General features: G+C 46.6%; 21 protein-coding genes. All 21 read right to left on the bottom strand.

Annotated elements, in window-relative coordinates:
- Window positions 1-163 precede the first annotated feature (163 nt).
- Window positions 164-1,342, bottom strand: a complete 1,179-nt coding sequence (locus Q0386_RS08980) for a polyprenyl synthetase family protein (protein WP_299029963.1) — start codon at window positions 1,340-1,342, stop codon at window positions 164-166.
- A 90-nt stretch (window positions 1,343-1,432) separates the two neighbouring features.
- Window positions 1,433-2,644, bottom strand: coding sequence for a PDZ domain-containing protein (locus tag Q0386_RS08975; protein WP_299029960.1), 1,212 nt, complete (start codon window positions 2,642-2,644; stop codon window positions 1,433-1,435).
- Window positions 2,641-2,958 (bottom strand): YbaB/EbfC family nucleoid-associated protein, encoded by a 318-nt coding sequence (locus Q0386_RS08970; protein WP_299029957.1) that lies wholly within the window; start codon window positions 2,956-2,958, stop codon window positions 2,641-2,643. The genes Q0386_RS08975 and Q0386_RS08970 overlap by 4 nt, the downstream gene beginning before the upstream one ends.
- A gap of 435 nt (window positions 2,959-3,393) precedes the next feature.
- Window positions 3,394-4,170 (bottom strand): EFR1 family ferrodoxin, encoded by a 777-nt coding sequence (locus Q0386_RS08965; protein ID WP_299029954.1) that lies wholly within the window; start codon window positions 4,168-4,170, stop codon window positions 3,394-3,396.
- Window positions 4,171-4,416: 246 nt separating this feature from the next.
- Complete coding sequence (gene panD, locus Q0386_RS08960; protein WP_299029951.1) at window positions 4,417-4,764, bottom strand: aspartate 1-decarboxylase; 348 nt, start codon at window positions 4,762-4,764, stop codon at window positions 4,417-4,419.
- A gap of 236 nt (window positions 4,765-5,000) precedes the next feature.
- Window positions 5,001-6,293, bottom strand: coding sequence for a UDP-N-acetylmuramoyl-L-alanyl-D-glutamate--2,6-diaminopimelate ligase (locus Q0386_RS08955; RefSeq protein WP_299029949.1), 1,293 nt, complete (start codon window positions 6,291-6,293; stop codon window positions 5,001-5,003).
- Window positions 6,277-6,822, bottom strand: a complete 546-nt coding sequence (locus Q0386_RS08950) for a histidine kinase (RefSeq protein ID WP_299029947.1) — start codon at window positions 6,820-6,822, stop codon at window positions 6,277-6,279. Before Q0386_RS08950 ends, Q0386_RS08955 begins: the two co-directional genes overlap by 17 nt.
- Window positions 6,815-7,084 (bottom strand): NifU family protein, encoded by a 270-nt coding sequence (locus Q0386_RS08945; protein ID WP_297936701.1) that lies wholly within the window; start codon window positions 7,082-7,084, stop codon window positions 6,815-6,817. Before Q0386_RS08945 ends, Q0386_RS08950 begins: the two co-directional genes overlap by 8 nt.
- 502 nt (window positions 7,085-7,586) lie before the next feature.
- Window positions 7,587-7,943 (bottom strand): 50S ribosomal protein L17, encoded by a 357-nt coding sequence (gene rplQ / locus Q0386_RS08940; RefSeq protein ID WP_002943070.1) that lies wholly within the window; start codon window positions 7,941-7,943, stop codon window positions 7,587-7,589.
- 11 nt (window positions 7,944-7,954) lie between these two features.
- A complete protein-coding gene (locus tag Q0386_RS08935; protein ID WP_299029944.1) occupies window positions 7,955-8,968 on the bottom strand; it encodes a DNA-directed RNA polymerase subunit alpha in 1,014 nt (337 codons plus the stop codon).
- A gap of 14 nt (window positions 8,969-8,982) precedes the next feature.
- Window positions 8,983-9,609, bottom strand: a complete 627-nt coding sequence (gene rpsD, locus Q0386_RS08930; protein ID WP_002943554.1) for a 30S ribosomal protein S4 — start codon at window positions 9,607-9,609, stop codon at window positions 8,983-8,985.
- A gap of 22 nt (window positions 9,610-9,631) precedes the next feature.
- Window positions 9,632-10,024: a 30S ribosomal protein S11 gene (gene rpsK, locus Q0386_RS08925; RefSeq protein ID WP_002947090.1), complete on the bottom strand. Its 393-nt coding sequence runs from the start codon at window positions 10,022-10,024 to the stop codon at window positions 9,632-9,634.
- A gap of 9 nt (window positions 10,025-10,033) precedes the next feature.
- Complete coding sequence (gene rpsM, locus Q0386_RS08920) at window positions 10,034-10,402, bottom strand: 30S ribosomal protein S13 (protein ID WP_124851311.1); 369 nt, start codon at window positions 10,400-10,402, stop codon at window positions 10,034-10,036.
- Between the two features lie 3 nt (window positions 10,403-10,405).
- Window positions 10,406-10,519, bottom strand: coding sequence for a 50S ribosomal protein L36 (gene rpmJ / locus Q0386_RS08915; RefSeq protein ID WP_002947091.1), 114 nt, complete (start codon window positions 10,517-10,519; stop codon window positions 10,406-10,408).
- Between the two features lie 156 nt (window positions 10,520-10,675).
- Window positions 10,676-10,894: a translation initiation factor IF-1 gene (gene infA, locus Q0386_RS08910; protein ID WP_002943098.1), complete on the bottom strand. Its 219-nt coding sequence runs from the start codon at window positions 10,892-10,894 to the stop codon at window positions 10,676-10,678.
- A 125-nt stretch (window positions 10,895-11,019) separates the two neighbouring features.
- Window positions 11,020-11,778, bottom strand: coding sequence for a type I methionyl aminopeptidase (gene map, locus Q0386_RS08905; RefSeq protein WP_297936713.1), 759 nt, complete (start codon window positions 11,776-11,778; stop codon window positions 11,020-11,022).
- Entirely contained in the window at window positions 11,778-13,040 is a 1,263-nt protein-coding gene (secY, locus tag Q0386_RS08900) for a preprotein translocase subunit SecY (protein ID WP_299029935.1), read from the bottom strand. Before secY ends, map begins: the two co-directional genes overlap by 1 nt.
- On the bottom strand, window positions 13,040-13,441 hold the full coding sequence (rplO, locus tag Q0386_RS08895) for a 50S ribosomal protein L15 (protein WP_002947096.1): 402 nt from the start codon (window positions 13,439-13,441) through the stop codon (window positions 13,040-13,042). Before rplO ends, secY begins: the two co-directional genes overlap by 1 nt.
- Window positions 13,442-13,450: 9 nt before the next feature.
- Window positions 13,451-13,894 (bottom strand): 30S ribosomal protein S5, encoded by a 444-nt coding sequence (gene rpsE / locus Q0386_RS08890; protein ID WP_002943402.1) that lies wholly within the window; start codon window positions 13,892-13,894, stop codon window positions 13,451-13,453.
- A gap of 11 nt (window positions 13,895-13,905) precedes the next feature.
- On the bottom strand, window positions 13,906-14,262 hold the full coding sequence (rplR, locus tag Q0386_RS08885) for a 50S ribosomal protein L18 (RefSeq protein WP_295141345.1): 357 nt from the start codon (window positions 14,260-14,262) through the stop codon (window positions 13,906-13,908).
- A gap of 10 nt (window positions 14,263-14,272) precedes the next feature.
- Window positions 14,273-14,809, bottom strand: coding sequence for a 50S ribosomal protein L6 (gene rplF / locus Q0386_RS08880; protein WP_002943347.1), 537 nt, complete (start codon window positions 14,807-14,809; stop codon window positions 14,273-14,275).
- Window positions 14,810-14,972 lie beyond the last annotated feature (163 nt).

The following is a 14,972-nucleotide window of genomic DNA, read 5'->3' as shown; positions in this document are numbered from 1 at the left end:
GAGCCGAATTTTGCCGAATTTACGGCGGCATCGGCATGGTTTGCGAGATGGTTTATTTATACCGAGCGGATAGAGTTTTGTAGTTAAATATAAAATTTGCGAAATTTGACGGCAAATTTAACTGCTCAAATTTAACCGCCTAAAACGCAAATTTAAGCCGAATTTACCGCAAATGCTTGTCAATGAGGCCCGTCACGATAGCGCGTATGCCCGCATGCACGCCGCCTAGCTCGCGCTCTATCTTTGCGATGAGCTCGTTTTTAGCCTGCACCGCGCCCTCCACGCCAAGAAGGTTGGTAAAGGAGTTTTTAGCGCCGTCGTTATGCGTCGGCTTGCCCGCCGTTTCGGCGCTTTGCGTCGCGTCGATGATGTCGTCTGCGATCTGAAACGCCAGCCCCAGATCAAGCCCGATGTCGTAGATACGCGCAGCCTCCGCCTCATCTAGCCCCGCCACAACGCAGCCTGCCTGCAAGCTCGCCGCGATGAGGCGCGCGGTCTTATGGATGTGCAAAAATTTTAGCTCTTCAAGCCCTAGCTTTTGATTTTCGAAATAGCAATCCACCGCCTGCCCAAGCGCCATGCCGTAGATACCGGCGTTGCGACTCAGGATCTCGACGCATTTTATGCGCGCGTCCGCATCCAGCGGGGCTTTTGCTATCTGATAAAAGGCGTGGGTGTTTAGCGCGTCGCCAGCCAGGATCGCCGTCACTTCGTCAAATTTGACGTGCAAACTAGGCTGTCCGCGGCGCAGATCCGAGTCGTCCATCGCAGGCAGATCGTCGTGGATGAGCGAGTAGCTGTGCATTGTCTCAAATGCCAGCGCGACGTGAAACGCTGACTCTTTGCGCTCGGGACGCACCGCCGCTACGACGCCTGCGACCAGCATAGCGCGAAAGTGCTTGCCGCCCGATTTTAGCGTGTATGAGAGCGCCTCGTCAAAACACGGATGAAAGCTAGGGTTGCTCGGTAAATGCGCATTCAAAAACGCCTTAAACTCGGCCAAAAGCGCGTCTTGATCGGCGGCGCTCAGAGCCGTTTGATTTATGCCGGGCTGTAAATTTGCGCCCGAGGTAAAACACGAGCCTTTTGCCGCATTTAACGAGATCAAATTTGATCGGTTTTTCGGGCTTTGAGTCGGATTTTCGGAGCTAGTTTTGGCTTTGGTCGAGTTTAAAATTTGAGAGCGATTTTGGGACGAGCTCGCGCGCGAACTACGAGCTAAAATTTGATCCTTCGGCAGCGCCCGCGACTCGCTCAAATTTAACGCCTTTTCTGCGTTTTGAACGCAAATTTGACCGTTGCCACTGAATTTTGATTTTACCGCTAAATTTTGATTTTGCATCTATTCTCCGTTTTATTTTTGCCGACTGGGCGGGCGCAGGCTAAATTTATCAAATTTAGCCCACAAAGGCGTTAAATTTGCCGCCCGAAACTACCGCGCGTTGTAAAAAAAGTCAAAGCCGTTGCGTCTAAAGAGCAAATTTTGACCTCCGCCTTTAGCGAGCAGACCGAGCGCTTCTTTGCGGCTTGAGACCGCCTTTTGCCCCACTTGTATCAGCTTGTCGCCGACTCTGACGCCAAATTTGGCCGCACCCGAGCTTGCGTCCACGCTTTTTACTATTAGCTTCTCGTCAAAGGTAATGCCGTAGAGCTTTTGCACGCTCGCAGTATCGCTACTTTGCGGCGTTGACTGCGATTTTGCGTCGCTAGCGGCGGCCTTTTTATCCGCTTTCGTCGGCGCTTTTTGCTCTTTTTTCGCCGCATCGTCAGAGACCGCCACGCCAAATCTCAAAACCTCGTCGCCGCGCTTGATCTCAAATTTGAGCCGCTCGCCCTTTTTGGCGAACAAAATCCTCTCGTTTAGCTCGCGCAAACTCTCAAATTTCTCGCCGTTTACGCTCAAAATTTCATCACCCACCATTAGCGCTGCGCCGCGTCCGAGCGGATCGACTCCTTTTACGTAGAGTTTGCCGTCTCGCTCCTCAAAAACCGCTCCGACGTCGCCGTAGTAAACGTCTTTATACGCCGCAAAGTGCCTTAGATAGCGGCTCGGGACGAATTTGTCCCCACCCACGGCGATACCGCGTAGCTTGCAGCACGGACTTAGCACGGCACCCGTGCCGTTTACGTCAAACGTGAGCACGTCCAGCTCGCCTAGCGCCTGCGCCTGCGCCTTTACGTGGCCGTAAACGGTCGCGTTTAGATCGCGCGTGACGCTGACCCAGTCGCTTTTTTTCGTCGCGTTATCGTCAGACATCTTTACAGGCTCGAGTTTGGCGTCCGAGGCAACCAGATAGAGGCCAAGATACGGGTCAAATTTGACGTAGTTTTTCACGGGAGTTTCGCCTTTTGGCACGGCGATTAGATTTGGCGCAATCGCGATGCCGCCGTTACCCGCGATGTTTACCATGGCAGGCAGGTTTTTCTCGAAGCAGGCGTTAAAATCATCCTGCGTCGGGCGCGGCTCGGCTCTAAGCGACGCGGCAAATGCGCAAATCACAAAAACCGCAAAAACGGGAGAGCAAAATTTGCGAGCTAAATTTGAGTTCAAATTTGCAGTCGTACTATCCAAAGCGCCGCCGAAATTTAACCGCGCGAGCCCAAAAACCGCGTCCAAACGGCGCGAGATAGCTACGCATTTCATTGCCATAGCCCCATGCCGGCAAACCCGCCTAGCATCCTTGACGCGGCGTTCTTGCGGTCGTCCTCGATCATCTTTAGCACGTCGTTTACGGCGCTGATGAGCAAAATCTGCAAGCTCTCCTTGTCCTCTAGTAAGCTATCATCGATGCTGATATCGAGCACCTCGCCCTTGCCGTTTGCCCTGACGCTGATGAGCCCGCCGCCGCTTTTTACGCTAAATTCGCGCTTTTGACTCTCCTGCTCGATTTCTTGCGCTTTTTTTTGCGCCTCCTCGAGCATCTGCCCCATTTTTGAAAAATCTATCCCCTCAAACATAAACATCCTTTCAAATTTCGCGTTATTTTAGCCAATTTAAGCTAAATTTACTTTATTTAAAGCCTGCAATGCAAGTTTCGTTCCCGCCTTGAAATTTGCGGCGGATACGGGCGCGAGTGAGCAAATTTGAGCCCGAAAAGCCGTCAAATTTGACTATGAAATTTTGCTTTAAATGAACTGCGCTAGTTTTGATCTGTTTTGATTTACCGCAAGCGTGCCTGCGTAGTTTTCTAGGGTGGACTTTTTTGCAAATTTGAGAAATTTGCCGCAGATAATAGACGAAGTTAAGCGGCAAATCGCAGAGCTAAAAGAGCATTTAAGGTAGTGCGGGCGCGGCGGGCGCTAAATTTAGATCATTTCGGCAAATTTAAAAGCCACACGTAAAGCGAGACAAAATAAACTATCGAAAGCTGGAGCCACCGGAACGAACGCACGTCAGATATCTTTAAACTCCGCCGCGACCGATTTTTCTAGATTTACCGCCTTGCCGAGGATCGTTATCGCCTTTTGCCTGCACTTGTTTACGCATCTGTAACAAATCGTGCAGCGCTCGCCGAATCTCACCTTACAGTGCGCGATTTTTATATTTTGCATCGGGCAGGATCTCGCGCACTCGCCGCATCCGCTGCAGCGCGACGTATCGAGGCTCGGTTTGCGCCTGGCAAATGGCGTTTTGTCCCAAATCTTCATCCAGAGCCGCTGTCCCAAAAGCCCCGCGATACGGCATAGCACGCCCAACCCCTCTTGCGGCGGCTTACCCGCGGCAAATGCCTCCGAGGCGCGCTGCAGCTTGGCGTTCGCCTCCTTGATCAGGCGCTCGTTTTTCTGCGCCGAATAGCTAAAAATCGCCACGTCGAGGATAAACGCGGGCATTCTGATGTGTGTGCCGCCCGTTATCTTCGCGCTCGCTCGCCTTAGGATCCTAGCCGCGCAGCCCGCTCCGTCGCCGCTAAAAATCTCCATCGTAGCGATGATAAAGACGTTTTTGCCGCGGAAATTCGCGCTGTTCTCGCAAATGAACTCGCGCACGATCTGCGGCAGGTCGCTAAAGTAAACGGGATAGGCGAGGATCACGTCATCGTGGTGCTTTAGTAGCTCGCCGCAGGCCTCGTCCTCGATCGAAACCGCGGGGATATCGCTGCCCAGACGCTCTATAAATCTCTCCACGCAATGCTTCGTGTTGCCCGTGGAGCTAAAATAAATCGCTATCATTTTGCGAATCCTTTTAAATTCAGGCGCAAAATTTTACCCATTTTTGCCAAATTTTGCCAACCGAGTCAAATTTAACGCTAAACGCTAGCAAATTTAAATAAATTGATATTTGGCGATTCGCCTTTTGTCTGCTTGCAAATAACCGTCGCGCCCGCACTAGCCTAAATTTTACCGCAAATTTGACCAGGCGTCACAAAACGTAAATTTAAACGGTTCTGTGCAAGAAGCGCCAAATTTGGCTATATGTTATTTTACGATCTCGTTTTTCGCGTTTACCTGCACGATTTTTGGCTCGAAATCTCTCGCTTTTTTGGCGCTCATCTGAGCATAGGCCACGATGATAACGACGTCGTCGACGCAGACTTTGCGCGCAGCCGCGCCGTTTAGGCAGATCTCGCCCTTTTTCTCGCCGCGGATCACGTATGTAGCGAAGCGCTCGCCGTTATTGACGTTTAGGATTTCGACTTTTTGGTACTCGCAAAGCCCCGCAGCCTCGATGAGCTCGGGTCCGATCGTGACTGAGCCTACGTAGTTTAGGTTGGCGTCCGTCACGCGCGCGCGGTGGATTTTGCTTGATAAAATTTCGATTTTCATCGGTCGTCCTTTGTGCTTTTTGAGAAAATTATACTATAAATTTAGCCGCAGCGATTCGTTTTTGCTTGCTTAACGCGACAAAATTCGGAGTTAAATTTGTGATTAAATTTGAAATTAGCAGCGTTTAGATGAGCGGCAAATTTGACGCCGCTCGGCAGTAAAATAGAAATTTAGACACAAACAAAGGCAAATTTTACTCAAATTTACCGTTGTCTGGTGCCGTTTTATATATAAATTTAGGCGTGAGTGTCCAAAAGTTCGCGCACGACATCTTTGTCGCTAAACGGATACTTTACGCCTTTGATCTCTTGGTAGGTTTCGTCGCCTTTGCCCAAAATCACCAAAATTTCATCCCGCGCGAGGCTTTCAAGCGCGTATTTTATCGCATCTTTGCGGTTTGCGATACATTTTACGCCCTCGTTCATATCTAGGCCGCCGCAGATCTCAGCGATGATGCTTTCAGGCTCCTCGCTGCGGGGATTGTCGCTGGTGACGACGAGTCTGTGCGCGTATTTTTGCGCGGTTGCGCCCATTTTTGGGCGTTTGGTGCGGTCTCTATCGCCGCCGGCGCCAAAAACCGCGACGATCTTGCGATGACGCAGCGCGTTTAGCACCTTTTCGATGCCGTCTGGCGTGTGCGCAAAGTCCACGATCACGAGCGGCTCGCGACTAACGACCTCCATGCGCCCCTCGACGCCGTCAAATTTCGACGCCGCGTGCGCGATCTGCTCTAGCGGCCTATCCGTCAGCGTCGCTACGCAAGAGACGGCTGCGATTAAGTTATAGAGGTTAAATTCGCCGTGCAAATTTGAGCTTAGCGCCACTTGCCCGCGCGGAGTTTTTAGCGCCGCGTGTATGCCGCCTTCTAGCGAATACTCGCCTGGCGCAAAGTCCGCGCCCGCATGAAGCGCATAAGTTAGGGCGTTTGCGGGGTTAAATTTGATTCCACCCTGGTCGTCTATATTTATAAGCTTTGGTGCGTCATCCGCGAAAAACTCGCTCTTTACCCGCGCGTACTCCTCAAACGTGCCATGGTAGTCAAGGTGGTCCTGGGTCAAATTCGTAAAAATTTTCATCGCGAATTCCAGACTCTCGATACGTTTTTGCGCGATGGCGTGCGAGCTGGCCTCCATCACGAAGTACTCACAGCCCCGCTCGCTAGCGGCTTTGAGGTAGCTAAGCGTGCGTAAAATTTCGCTCGTCGTTAGCGCCTTATCGTCGATGCGTTCATTGTTTATAAAAGCGCCGCGAGTGCCGCACAGACCGCATCCGTAGCCTAAATTTAACAGCGTAGCGCAGATAACCGCCGCGGTCGTGGTCTTGCCGTTCGTGCCCGTGATGCCGATGATTTTGATACCCTCGTCGATGCCTAGCAGATGCTTGCATTCACTCAAGTTTATGATTTTAGCACCCTTCGCCTCGGCGGCGGCTTCAAATTTGGCGTTCATCGCCGTCTTTACGAAATAGCAACCCGCTTCGCATTCGTTTGAGTTGTCGGTGATGAAGCCTTCTTTAACGTAAATTTTCACTTTCGACCTTTTCGTTGATTTCGCGAGCCAGTGCGCTTAGCCGTTCGTCGCCGGCAAACATCACGGCTGCGGTCTCGATGTAGTTTAGCCCCATTTCGATGAAGCCGTTTTTGATAAGATTTTGTAAAAACTCGAGAAAATCGTCGCGGTTATCGATCATCACGCGCGTGGAAAACATGATGTCCTCAAAAGTACTTTTAAATCCGCCTCGCCTAACAGCGTCCATAAAATCGGCGTAGCTGATCGCATTTTGCTCCTCAAGACTCTCGTCGTCACTAAATTTCGCCTCAAGTGCGCCTAAAATTTCCTCTAGCTCATCGGGGCTCATACCGAGCTTATCTTTTAGCTTAAATATCTCAAAAAGCGTCATCGCCTCGTCGCGGCGAGTCTTGGCGAGCGAACAAAGCATGATAAGGAAAAGCAGCTTTTTGTCGGGCTTCTTGTCGTAGGCGAGCGAGAAATAGCTCGCAGCGGCGTCAAAATCGCCCTTGTTAAACGCTTTTAGCCCCGCCTTTTTGTAATCAATCAAATTTAACTTCCTCGCCGATAGGGATGTTTACGACGCTAAGTTCCGGGTGGATGTCCGTACGTAACTGGCGTTCGATACCATATTTTAGCGTAGTAGTGCTAGCCGCGCAGCCGTGGCAGTGGCCGGTGAGGCGGACGTAAATTTTGCCGTTTTTAATGCCTAGCAGCTCCATGCCTCCGCCGTCGTTTTCAAGCATAGGCAAAACCTTTTGCAGGCTGGCTTTTACGGGCTTTAAAAGCTCTTCGTCGGTAAATGGGATCATTTTTAACCTTTTTAAATTTTTGAGATATTATAGCAGATAAAATTTTAAATACGCTATGAGTTTGGCGTTTTGGCCGCTATTTTTGACTTGGATAAATTTGGAATTTGAGGCGATTCTATATGTTGATAAGTCAAATATAAAAGATACTAGCAGCTCTTTAAGGATGAAAACGTACGGTAGTAGCAGGGGCGTAATCTGTAATTCAAAACTCGAAATACCTGTAATTAATATTCCAAATGTTGTTTGCAGACATGCATAAATTTTATATGGCAAGCGTCTATCGTACAAGCAAATCTTTTGAAAGCAAATTTGCACCTCAAACTGCGACAGAAATCAGAATAAAACTAGCTACAAATTTTATTATTTTCCGCCTATATGCAAAATTGCGAACAATGCAACAGATGGACAAATAAAAATAATTGAGATGAAAGACTAAAGGGACTTTGAGGTAACTAAAATATGTAAATTTAAAAAGAAAAAGAGAGCCAAAGCTCTCTAAAAATTATTCTTTGATTAGCTCGATATAAGCCATCTCAGCAGCATCGCCTCGGCGAACGCGAGTCTTAACGATGCGCGTATATCCACCGTTTTTGCCTACGAATTTTGGAGCTAGCTCGGTTACTAGTTTATTCGTAGTTTCTTTATCTTGCAAGCTTGCAAAAACTGCTCTGTGGGCGTTGCTGTCGCCTTTTCTAGCTCTAGTGATTAGCTTTTCGATATAACTTCTCAACTCTTTTGCCTTAGGCAAGGTCGTCTCTATCTTTTCGCTTTTGATGATAGCGATAGCTAAATTTTTAAGTAGAGCCGAACGGTGAGCCGACGTCCTACCTAGTTTTCTGTATCCGTGACCGTGTCTCATTTATCTTCCTTTTACTCTTTTGCACTCATTTGTGATTTTAGGTCGGCGATTTTTTTCTTGAGTTGCTCTTTGCCGCCGCCTAGGTCGCCGCCGACCGGATATCCGATCTCTTGCATAACGGCTTTGATCTCGTCGAGAGATTTTTTACCTAAATTTTTAAGCTCTTTTAGCTCGTTTTCATCCATCAAAGCAAGCTCGCCGATAAATCTAATCTCAGCTTTATCAAGGCAGTTGAAGCTTCTAGCGCTCAAATTTAACTCTTCTACGCTTTGTAATAACTTCGCATGCTCGCTGCCTGAAGTTTGAGCGTTTAAGCCTGCAGAAACATCGATATTTAAAACACCTTTAAACACCGACATCTGCTGATACATCGCCTCGATCGCGTGTTTAAACGCCTCAATCGCGCCCACTTGTCCGTCCGTCGTAACTGTGAAAATAATCTTCTCGTAGTCAGGGTTATCCTCAACCAGGACATTTTCCAGCTCATAAACAGCTTTTTTAACAGGCGTAAAGAAAGCGTCGAGAGCTATGTAGCCCTCTTCGGTATTGTCTCTTATTTCTTCACTTGGGACGTATCCGATACCTTTTTGAATGATTATGGAAAATTTAAGCTCCGCATCTTCGTTTATGGTCGCAAGATAAGCATCTGGATTTACGACATCTACAACATCGTTTTTTAGATCGCCCGCTTTTATCTCTTTTGGACCTTTAAACGAATACTCAACCACTTCGCGCTCAGACTCGTTTTTTAGCTTAAAACGGATGTTTTTTAAATTTATAATAAACTGCGCTACGTCCTCGAGCATGCCTCTCATTGAATCAAATTCGTGAGATACGCCTTCTATCTTGACGCCCGTAGCCGCAAATCCAACCGTACTACTATATAAAAGTCGTCTTAGCGGATGAGCCAAAGTAACAGCATAGCCCGTCTCAAACGGATACGCGGTTATTCTGGCGACATTCTCGCTTATACTCTCTACTGAAATTTCGGTAGGCATATAAGCTGATGTGGTAATTTTTCTCATCGTTATACCCCTTATTATTTCGAATAAAGCTCTACTATGAATCTTTCCTCGACAGGAATGACGACTTCTTCCCTTTCCGGAGTTCTTGTGAAAATTCCGAATTTTTTATCTTTTTCAACGTCAACCCAAGCTACGATGCCAGTTTGTGCCGTAAGGTCGATCGCGCGAACGATTTGCGGATTGTTTTTAGATTTTTCGATAACCTCTACTTTAGCACCCGCTTGAACTCTGTAAGAAGGAATATCCACTCTCTTGCCGTTTACCAAAATATGTCCGTGAGTAACTAGCTGGCGAGCAAAGCGGCGAGTCGTCGCAAAGCCCATTCTGTAAACTACGTTATCTAGTCTTTGTTCCAAAAGCTGCACCAAAAGCGCACCGGTATTTCCTTCGCGACGAGCAGCCTCTTGGAATAAGCGACGGAATTGCTTTTCGCTAATGCCGTACATAAATTTAGCTTTTTGTTTTTCGCGAAGCTGTAATCCGTATTCGCTTATCTTGCTTCTTCTTTGTCCGTGTTGTCCCGGAGCGTAAGGTCTTTTGTCAAGCGCACTTTTACCTGCCAAGCGACGCTCGCCTTTTAGCGCCAAACTAACGCCAAGTCTTCTTTCTAATTTTTCAACGGGTCCTCTATATCTAGCCATAATAATTCTCCTAATTTTCTAATTATACGCGGCGGCGTTTCGGCGGTCTGCAACCATTATGCGGAAGCGGAGTTATATCTTTTAAAAACGTTACTTTTATGCCCTCTACCGCGCCTACGCTCTTGACTGCGGTCTCTCTGCCGCTGCCAGGACCTTGTACTTTGATGCCTACTTCTTTTATGCCGTGCTCTTTTGCTTTAGTTAGAGCGTCTTCGACTGCTTGTTGGGCTGCGTAAGGAGTTGATTTTTTACTTCCTTTAAAGCCTAGACCGCCAGCACTGCTCCAAGCGATAGCATTTCCCATCTCATCGGTAACCGTTACCATCGTATTGTTAAAAGTCGCGCTTATATAAACGATACCTTTAGCTATACTTTTTCTTACAATTTTCTTTTTAACTACTTTTCTTTTTGCCATCGCTTATCCTTATTTAGTCGCAGCGCCGACTGTTTTGCGCTTGCCTTTTCTAGTTCTAGCGTTTGTTTTAGTCTTTTGACCGCGCACCGGAAGACCTTTTCTGTGTCTTAGACCGCGGTAGCTTCCTAAGTCCATAAGAGCCTTGATATCCATAGCAACGCTTTTTCTAAGGTCACCCTCAACCACGTGGTTCTCTTGGATCTCTTTGCGGATAGCCGCAGCTTCATCTTCGGTTAGGTCGCTTACTCTTTTATCGTAAGAAATTTTGGTAGCGTCCAAAATTTGACGAGATTTGTGAAGACCGATACCGTAAATATAGGTCAAACCATATTCAATTCTCTTTTTCTTTGGTAAATCCACACCTGCGATACGTGCCATGCTTTATCCTTGTCTTTGTTTATGTTTTGGATTTTCGCAGATTATGCGAACTACGCCTTGGCGCTTGACAATTTTGCACTTGTCACACATCTTCTTTACAGAAGGACGAACTTTCATTCTAGTCTCCTAAAAATTTATTCCACTTTTAGGCTGCATCAGGTTTAACGAAATTTTAAACCAACTATTTTCAAAACAAGTGGTGGGCTTTGAAAACAATTCTTCATACAGCAATTTGTCGCAAAGGGCTGAGTATAGCCAAATTTAGCTTTTAATTTACTTATGTCGGTAAATTATCCTACCCTTATCCAGACTGTAAGGCGTTAGCTCCACCTTTACGCGGTCTCCAGGCATTATTTTTATATAATGCATCCTCATCTTGCCCGCAATATGACACAAAATCACGTGTTTGTTGTCGAGCTCGACCTTAAACGTCGCGTTTGGCAGCGCCTCGATGACGTTGCCGTCGATCTCTATGACGTCGTCTTTTGCCACTTAACTCCTTTTTGTTAAATTTACTTTCGCCGTTTGGCAGAAATTTGGATTTAAAATTTTAACTCACCACAAATTAAAATTTTAAAATTTACAAGTCGCGCGAACGATTTGTAAATTTTAAAATTTTACGCTAGGCTTAAGATCTCCGCACGTCCGTTTACGACTGCCATGCAGTGCTCGTAGTGACTGGTTCTTAGCCCGTCTTTGCTAGTTACTTTCCATTTGTCGTGACCGATTACGGGGGTGCCGTCTTTTTGGCAGATCATCGGCTCCACGCAAAATACCATTCCGTTTTTGATTTTTGGTCCCGATTTTGGGCTACCGCCCTCTAAATAATTTAAAATCTGCGGATCTTCGTGCGGGCGCCTGCCGATGCCGTGACCGCAAAATCCGGTTAGCGGAACAAATCCGCGAGCTCTTATAAATTTCTCGATTTCAAAACTAAGCTCTTTAAAGTGCATTCCCGCTTTTACGGTATCTATCGCAAAATATAACGCATCTTTAGCGCAAGCGATTAGTTTTTCGTCCTCGCGCGAAATTTGACCTACGCCCCAGGTCCTAGCCGAGTCGCCGAAATATCCGTTCAAATTTGAGCCGATATCGACGCTTACGATGTCGCCTTCTTGCAGTTTGTATTCGTTCGGGATTCCGTGGATGACTACTTCGTTTACGCTGATACAAGCGGCGTTTGGAAAGCCGTAAAGCCCCTTAAATGCCGGCTTTGCGCCTGCGGACCTTATCATATCCTCGCAAATTTTATCTATTTCGAGCAGTGAGATGCCGGGCTTGATCACGCTTTCTACGTAGTCGAGGGTTTGAGCGACGATTTTATTCGCCGCTCGCATCTTCTCTATGTCGTTTGGCTGCATGATGGTTATAGCCATTACAAGCCTACCGCACTTAGAGTTTGATATTTATTCATATAAATTTGAGCTTCTATCCTTCGCATCGTATCAAGCGCGACAGAAACTACGATCAGTACCGACGTACCGCCGAAATAAAACGGAACGCCCATAAATTTAACGAGCACCCAAGGCAGAGTCGAGATAAGTCCAAGATAAATCGCTCCGCTAAAAGTTAGCCTCGATGCGACTTCGTTTAGATAGCCTGCAGTGCCCTCGCCCGGTCTAATACCCGGGATAAATCCGCCCTGTCTTTTTAAATTTTCGCTGATATCTTTTGCGTTAAACGCGATCGAAGCGTAAAAATATGCAAAAAATACAACCAGCAAGAATGTTAAAAAGTTGAAAAAATAGCTATTTGGATTTAAAAAATCGTGAATAGCTTGGATGTAAGGATTTGTACTGGCCTGCAAAATGGTGCTTGGGAACATCAAAATCGCACTGGCGAAAATCGGGGGAATAACGCCGCTTAAATTTACCTTAATAGGTATATAGTTCATGATGCGTTTGTTTTGATTTTCCATCACTACCTTACGCGAATAGCTCACCGGTACGCGTCTCTCGCCCATCTCGACGTAGATAACTATGCCTACCGTGACCAAGATAACAAGCAAAATTCCGATAACCACGAGGAAGTTCATCTCGCCCGTATTTACCAAATTTACCGTTCCGCCGATGGCTGAAGGTATGCCGCTAACGATACCAGCGAAGATAATAAGGCTGATGCCGTTGCCGATACCTCGCTGAGTGATCTGCTCGCCTATCCACATCAAAAGCATAGTTCCTGTTAGCATCGAAGCTGCCGCAATCGCGATAAATAAATTCATATCTATCATTATTGCGTCCTCTCCGCCTCTACCGTGAAGACTCTGAAGCCCCATACTAACACCAACTGCTTGAACAAGCGTGATACCGATAGTGGCATAACGGATAATCTGCATATATTTTTGCATGCCGTCGCGGTCTTTTTTCATCTTGCCCAAATTTGGGAAAGTAGCCGCTAAAAGCTCCATAATAATCGATGCTGTGATGTATGGCATAATGCCTAGAGAGATGATGCTGAGGCGCTCTGCCGCCTTACCGCTGAACATATTAAATAGTCCAAGCGCGTTTGCGGAATTCGAATCGAAGAACTCTTTAATAACATTGACGTTTACGCCAGGAACCGGCACGTATGCCAGTATCCTGTAAGCAAATAAAAATGCCAACGTGATTAAAATCTTGTTGGTCAATGTCTTATTCATTACGCACGTCCGCTAACGGTTACGTTCTCGTCTTTGATTTTCGAAGCCAAATCTTTCGCGCTCACTCCGATCAATTTGATTTTCTTGACGCTGCTTGAAATTTTATGTACGGTAGCGATAGTAGCGATAGTGATCTCGCTTAGCTCTTTTACCGCAACGATTTTTTCTACGTTGATTACGTAAGGTTTTTCAAATTTAGAAGCGAAGCCTACTTTCGGAAGGCGTCTTTGGAGCGGCTGCTGACCGCCCTCGAAGCCTCTTTTCTCGTTGTAGCCTTTTCTAGCTCTTTGACCTTTGTGTCCTTTGCCCGCGGTTTTACCTTGACCGCTACCTTGACCGCGACCTAGTCTTTTGATTTGTCTAGTCGAGCCCTCGGCAGGTTTTAAATTTTCTAGTCCCATATCTTCTCCTTAGCCTTTAAGCATGCTTAGCGCTTTTAAAGTAGCGCGAACGACGTTTGCCGAGTTGTTTGAGCCAAGCGATTTTGTTAGGATGTCCTTGATGCCCGCAAGCTCTAGAATAGGACGAGCGCTACCGCCCGCGATCACGCCCGTACCTTCGCTAGCAGGGCGAAGTAAAACGCGGCTAGCGTTAAATTTAACCTCTACGTCGTGAGGTATAGTCGAGCCTTTTCTTTTTACCTCGATGATGTTTTTAAACGCGTCGTCGACGGCTTTTCTCATAGCGTCCGGAACCTCTTTTGCTTTACCGAAGCCAAAGCCTACTAGGCCGTTTCTGTTTCCTACTACGACAAGAGCCGTAAATCTAAATCTACGACCGCCTTTTACGACCTTTGTAACGCGGCCGATATCAACCATTACTTCTTCGAATTCTTCTCTGTTATATTTTTCCATAGCGATTTTCCTTATAGTTTGATACCGTTTTCACGTAATGCGTCTGCAAAAGCCGCTATAACACCGTGATACAAATAGCCGTTTCTGTCGAATAATGCCGTTTCTATTTTTTTAGCTTTTAGAGTTTTTGCAAATTCTTTAGCCAAAGTTACGGCGCCTTCTTTGTTTGCTTTTACGCCTAGTTTTCTGCCGTCGGCTGCCGCTAGAGTTACGGCTGCTACGTCGTCGATAGCTTGAACGTAAAGAGTTCTGTTTGATTTGAAGATAGAAATTCTAGGCAATACCGCAGTGCCGGAAATTTTGGCTCTGATTCTTCTTTTTCTCTTGATTCTAAGAGCGAGTTTTCTTTTTAATACATTTGCTGTCATTATCTATCCCTTACTTCTTAGATGTCTTACCGGCTTTGCGGATGATGCGCTCTTCTACGTATTTAACGCCTTTGCCCTTATATGGTTCAGGCGGTCTGTACGCTCTGACTTGAGCTGCGATCTGACCGACCACTTGCTTATCGTCGCCTTTGATAGTTATGATATTTTTCTCTACGCTGATTTCAACGCCTTTTGGCACTTCGTGATTTATCGGGTGAGAAAATCCTAAAGTAAGCTCAAGTACTTGGCCTTTAGCTGCGGCTTTGTAACCGACGCCGTTTATCTCAAGCTGGCGAACAAAACCTTTTGTGATGCCGATGACGATATTGTTTGCAAGCGCTCTATAAGTGCCCCAGTAGGCTCTATCTTGTCTCTCGTCGCTCTTTGGAGAAAATACTATGTGAGCATCTTCGACTTTAACGTCTACGTGCCCTTTTGTGTCAAGCTCTTTTAAATGAGCGCCTTTTTTAAATTTAAGGACGTTGCCTTCTACGCTGACTTCTACTCCGCTTGGAATAGCTATCGGCTGTTTTCCTATACGTGACATTTTTTTCCTTTTTACTTGTCTAGGGTATGTCTACTTTTACGAATGGATACCGCAATACCATAAAAATAGAAATGAATCGAAGCGATAAAAAACCGCCTCAAACACTTTAATTTTCTCGTCAAATTTGACTTACTTTTTTTGGGATCTACTTCCTAAAATTTGC

The sequence above is a fragment of the uncultured Campylobacter sp. genome, from assembly GCF_938045625.1.
In the GTDB taxonomy this organism is placed as follows: domain Bacteria; phylum Campylobacterota; class Campylobacteria; order Campylobacterales; family Campylobacteraceae; genus Campylobacter_A.
The sequence above is the reverse complement of the archived record's forward strand: the minus strand, read 5'-3'. Positions and strand labels throughout refer to the sequence as shown.

What these genes read in the sequence shown, in the direction of transcription:
- Q0386_RS08980 (WP_299029963.1), bottom strand. Translation starts at nt 1,342, where the DNA reads ATGCAAAATCAAAATTTAGCGGTAAAATCAAAATTCAGTGGCAACGGT.
- Q0386_RS08975 (WP_299029960.1), bottom strand. Translation starts at nt 2,644, where the DNA reads ATGAAATGCGTAGCTATCTCGCGCCGTTTGGACGCGGTTTTTGGGCTC.
- Q0386_RS08970 (WP_299029957.1), bottom strand. Translation starts at nt 2,958, where the DNA reads ATGTTTGAGGGGATAGATTTTTCAAAAATGGGGCAGATGCTCGAGGAG.
- Q0386_RS08965 (WP_299029954.1), bottom strand. Translation starts at nt 4,170, where the DNA reads ATGATAGCGATTTATTTTAGCTCCACGGGCAACACGAAGCATTGCGTG.
- panD (WP_299029951.1), bottom strand. Translation starts at nt 4,764, where the DNA reads ATGAAAATCGAAATTTTATCAAGCAAAATCCACCGCGCGCGCGTGACG.
- Q0386_RS08945 (WP_297936701.1), bottom strand. Translation starts at nt 7,084, where the DNA reads ATGATCCCATTTACCGACGAAGAGCTTTTAAAGCCCGTAAAAGCCAGC.
- rplQ (WP_002943070.1), bottom strand. Translation starts at nt 7,943, where the DNA reads ATGAGACACGGTCACGGATACAGAAAACTAGGTAGGACGTCGGCTCAC.
- Q0386_RS08935 (WP_299029944.1), bottom strand. Translation starts at nt 8,968, where the DNA reads ATGAGAAAAATTACCACATCAGCTTATATGCCTACCGAAATTTCAGTA.
- rpsD (WP_002943554.1), bottom strand. Translation starts at nt 9,609, where the DNA reads ATGGCTAGATATAGAGGACCCGTTGAAAAATTAGAAAGAAGACTTGGC.
- rpsK (WP_002947090.1), bottom strand. Translation starts at nt 10,024, where the DNA reads ATGGCAAAAAGAAAAGTAGTTAAAAAGAAAATTGTAAGAAAAAGTATA.
- rpsM (WP_124851311.1), bottom strand. Translation starts at nt 10,402, where the DNA reads ATGGCACGTATCGCAGGTGTGGATTTACCAAAGAAAAAGAGAATTGAA.
- rpmJ (WP_002947091.1), bottom strand. Translation starts at nt 10,519, where the DNA reads ATGAAAGTTCGTCCTTCTGTAAAGAAGATGTGTGACAAGTGCAAAATT.
- map (WP_297936713.1), bottom strand. Translation starts at nt 11,778, where the DNA reads ATGGCTATAACCATCATGCAGCCAAACGACATAGAGAAGATGCGAGCG.
- secY (WP_299029935.1), bottom strand. Translation starts at nt 13,040, where the DNA reads ATGAATAAGACATTGACCAACAAGATTTTAATCACGTTGGCATTTTTA.
- rplO (WP_002947096.1), bottom strand. Translation starts at nt 13,441, where the DNA reads ATGGGACTAGAAAATTTAAAACCTGCCGAGGGCTCGACTAGACAAATC.
- rpsE (WP_002943402.1), bottom strand. Translation starts at nt 13,894, where the DNA reads ATGGAAAAATATAACAGAGAAGAATTCGAAGAAGTAATGGTTGATATC.
- rplR (WP_295141345.1), bottom strand. Translation starts at nt 14,262, where the DNA reads ATGACAGCAAATGTATTAAAAAGAAAACTCGCTCTTAGAATCAAGAGA.
- rplF (WP_002943347.1), bottom strand. Translation starts at nt 14,809, where the DNA reads ATGTCACGTATAGGAAAACAGCCGATAGCTATTCCAAGCGGAGTAGAA.